The sequence below is a fragment of the Colwellia sp. genome, assembly GCF_013215345.1.
Lineage (GTDB): Bacteria > Pseudomonadota > Gammaproteobacteria > Enterobacterales > Alteromonadaceae > Colwellia.
Genome location: NZ_JABSOV010000221.1, coordinates 1 through 3,189 on the forward strand (window position 1 = coordinate 1; position 3,189 = coordinate 3,189).

Genomic DNA, 3,189 nt, shown 5'->3' on the forward strand with positions numbered 1-3,189 from the left:
TTTTTCGCTATGGTTATTGGCTTAGCGAACACGCCCGCCAATGCACAAAATCAAAATCAAAATCAAAATCAAAATCAAAGTGTAGATCATTATGAAAAAGCGTTGAAAAGCTATAATGAAAAGGATTTTCCAACGAGCTTTATCCACTTAAAAAATACCCTAGGGGATAACCCCGATCATATCCCCGGTAAAATTTTAATGGGTAAAGTACTTTTACGAGATGGCCACTCCCTAAGGGCAATGTTGGAATTGCAAGAGGCATTAGATTTAGGCGCTGATATCGAGAATATATTGTCTCCTTTGGCTGAAGCATTATTACACCAAAACAAACCTCATCAGGTGCTTAACTTAGGTGATAACTACACCTTGAGTCAAGCAAATAGTACCCAGTGGCACATGCTCAAAGCGCGTGCTTACGGCATGTTAAAGCAGCCGATTCAGGAGCTAACAGAGCTTAAGATTTCCCTAAAGCAATCTCCGAACAATCCCAATGTCCTTAATAGTTTAGTTGGCTATTATATAAAAGTTGAACAGTTGCAGAAAGCAATTGATTTAATTGCTATTTCATTTGAAATGGATGGTGAAGATTACATCGCCTGGCATTTACAAGGGCAAATATATAAACAGCAAAATGACATAGAAAAAGCACGAGAGGCATTTCAAAAAGTGCTTAGCTTACAGCCTGACTATGTAGATGCTAAACGCAGCTTGGCGTCCATTTTTATTCTCCTAAAGGAAAATGAGCAAGCCTTGGCGTTAATTGAGCAAGTCTTAATCCAATCACCGCACGACCCGAGAGCAAAATTACTGAAAGCAAACCTATTAATGTCGGCAAATCAGGAAGAGTTTGCTAAGCAAATCCTCTACGATCTTAATAATCAAATAAGTTTAGTCTCAGAGCTGACATTGGTAGAAAACAACGAGATTATCTTTATTAACGGTTTGACCTCTTACCTATTGAAAAACTATGAAAGTGCGGTCAGGGAAATGGTGCAATATCTCTCTTACAACCCCGAAAACTTTCAAGCGGTTGCCGTTGCAGCCCATGCCTATATAAAACTAAATCAGCTCGGCTACGCTCGAGAGATACTCGATAAGCACAAAAAAAACATTCACACAGACTTAAATTTATCTATTTTGCTTTGTGATCTGTATATAGAAAACCGCACGCAAATGAAATGTGAAGAACTGCTGCCGATACTCAAGGCACAATACCCTAATGAAGCAACACTCTTGTTAGTTGAAGCACGTATGTTGTTTAGTCGCAATCATTTCGAACAAGCCATTGCGCTACTCACCCAGGCCAACAAAAAAAACCGTAACAATACCTTTGAAAGTGACTTAATCAATCTCTATATTAAAAATAATCAACCTCGAGCCGCGGGCTTACTGATTAACCAACTGTTAACCGAATACCCCAATAATGTTGAACTGTTAAATGCCATGGCTGCTGCCTTAATCAAGATTGATCAGCCACAACAGGCATTACAAGTGTTGGCACAACTGTTAAAACAGCAACCAGACCACCTTGCCGCTCGGTATAATCAGGCATCTGCTTTGCTGGAAATGCGTAAACCACAATTAGCGAAAAGTATTTTGTTGACCTTGATAAAGAAAAAACCCGATCACACCAGTGCTAAATATTTGCTGGCCAAAACAGAGGTGATTTTAGGTAGCGCTGACTCCGCAATTTACCAATTGCATGGATTACTAAGAATTGATGCTAATAATATAGCCGCGCAGGAAATGTTAATGGTACTACTAAAAAGTACCGGTAAATACGAGCAAGCGTTAGTAATATTAAACAGGTTACTTCGCCATGAATACCTGGCGCCAGATTACATCAAAAAACGCGCAGAAATTTATTTACTGTTAGGTGATAAAGCGCTAGCAAAGAAACAATTCAACATTTTATATGGTTTATGGTATGACGATGCCAAACATCTGATTATCCTCACTAATTTACAAAGGCGGTCGAATGACTTAGCTGGGGCGCGTGCAAGTATTAACCGAGCGTTAAACATCGCTCCGAATAAAAACGCGGTAAAATATGCGGATGCCAAGTTAAGTATTTACGAGCAAGACTTAGCACAAGCAAGCAAAAAAATAGCGTCTCTCAAAGGCGATAACAAAGCTAATTCAAGAATATTGATGCTCGAAGGTGACTTACAACTAGTCAATAAGCAAATAGGAAAAGCACAAGCTAGTTACTTGTATGCCTTTAGACTAAACAACAATAATGGCATGGCACTCGCGAAAGCATATAACTTGGCAATCAAGGGTGTGAAAAAAGATATTTTTGAGCAGCAACTTGTCGAAGCCCTCAACAAACAGCCGAGAAATTTTTACTATCGAAATATACTTGCTGATTTTTTATTATTGGAGCAGCGTTATAGTGAAGCAAAGCAGCACTATACTACTTTAATTAAGACCGCGAAATTGCCTAATAAAGCCGATGTACTCAACAACCTAGCCCATGTAAGTATGCAAGATGATTTAGATGCGGCGCAACAATTTTCGCAACAAGCCAGTGAGCTAAAGCCACGTTCTGCCGCTATTTTAGATACTTATGGTTGGGTGCTGGCCAAACAAAAATCATATAAGCAAGCGTTGAAAATATTGAGAGAAGCACAATCGATGAATGGTCGCGATCCGTCAATTAGGTATCACTTGGGCTACACTTTACATCACCTAGGGCGCAGTGCTGAGGCGGTTAACGAGTTACAAATATCAACGAATTACAAAAATAATTTTACTGAAAAAAAAGCCGCACAAGCGTTGTTAGCAAAAATTAATAAGACGTAACTCACTAAACATAATGGTTAACAACCCCATTGCACCTTAAAGCTTATTGGGGTTTATTTGATAACAAAATTAAGTGATTACCATTAGAGCTGTTAGTTATATTCCAAACGATGTTCATCGTCACTAAAGTCGTATTTTCAGTTCAATGGACAACATAGCGAATGTTAGCGGCGGATTGAGCTGATACGAGGCCGCGAACTCGTGCAATAGTACAGAGTCATCACCTTCGAATCCGAATTCGGTATAGTTATCGGAACCCGACAAAGAAGAAATAAACATTGTGTTGAAGTGGCCTAGTTAATTTGGCTACTTATTTATAGGTTTCTAGCTCGCTTAGGGGGCTTGGTGTGCTCAAACACAAAGGGTTTAATGTTGGAGGCCTTA

General features: G+C 39.3%; 1 protein-coding gene. It reads left to right on the top strand.

Translation table 11 applies throughout. The features are described from left to right. The coding region (gene prsT, locus HRT50_RS18370; protein WP_291617203.1) for an XrtA/PEP-CTERM system TPR-repeat protein PrsT at window positions 1-2,805 on the top strand (2,805 nt) is incomplete at its 5' end. Between the last annotated feature and the right edge of the window lie 384 nt (window positions 2,806-3,189).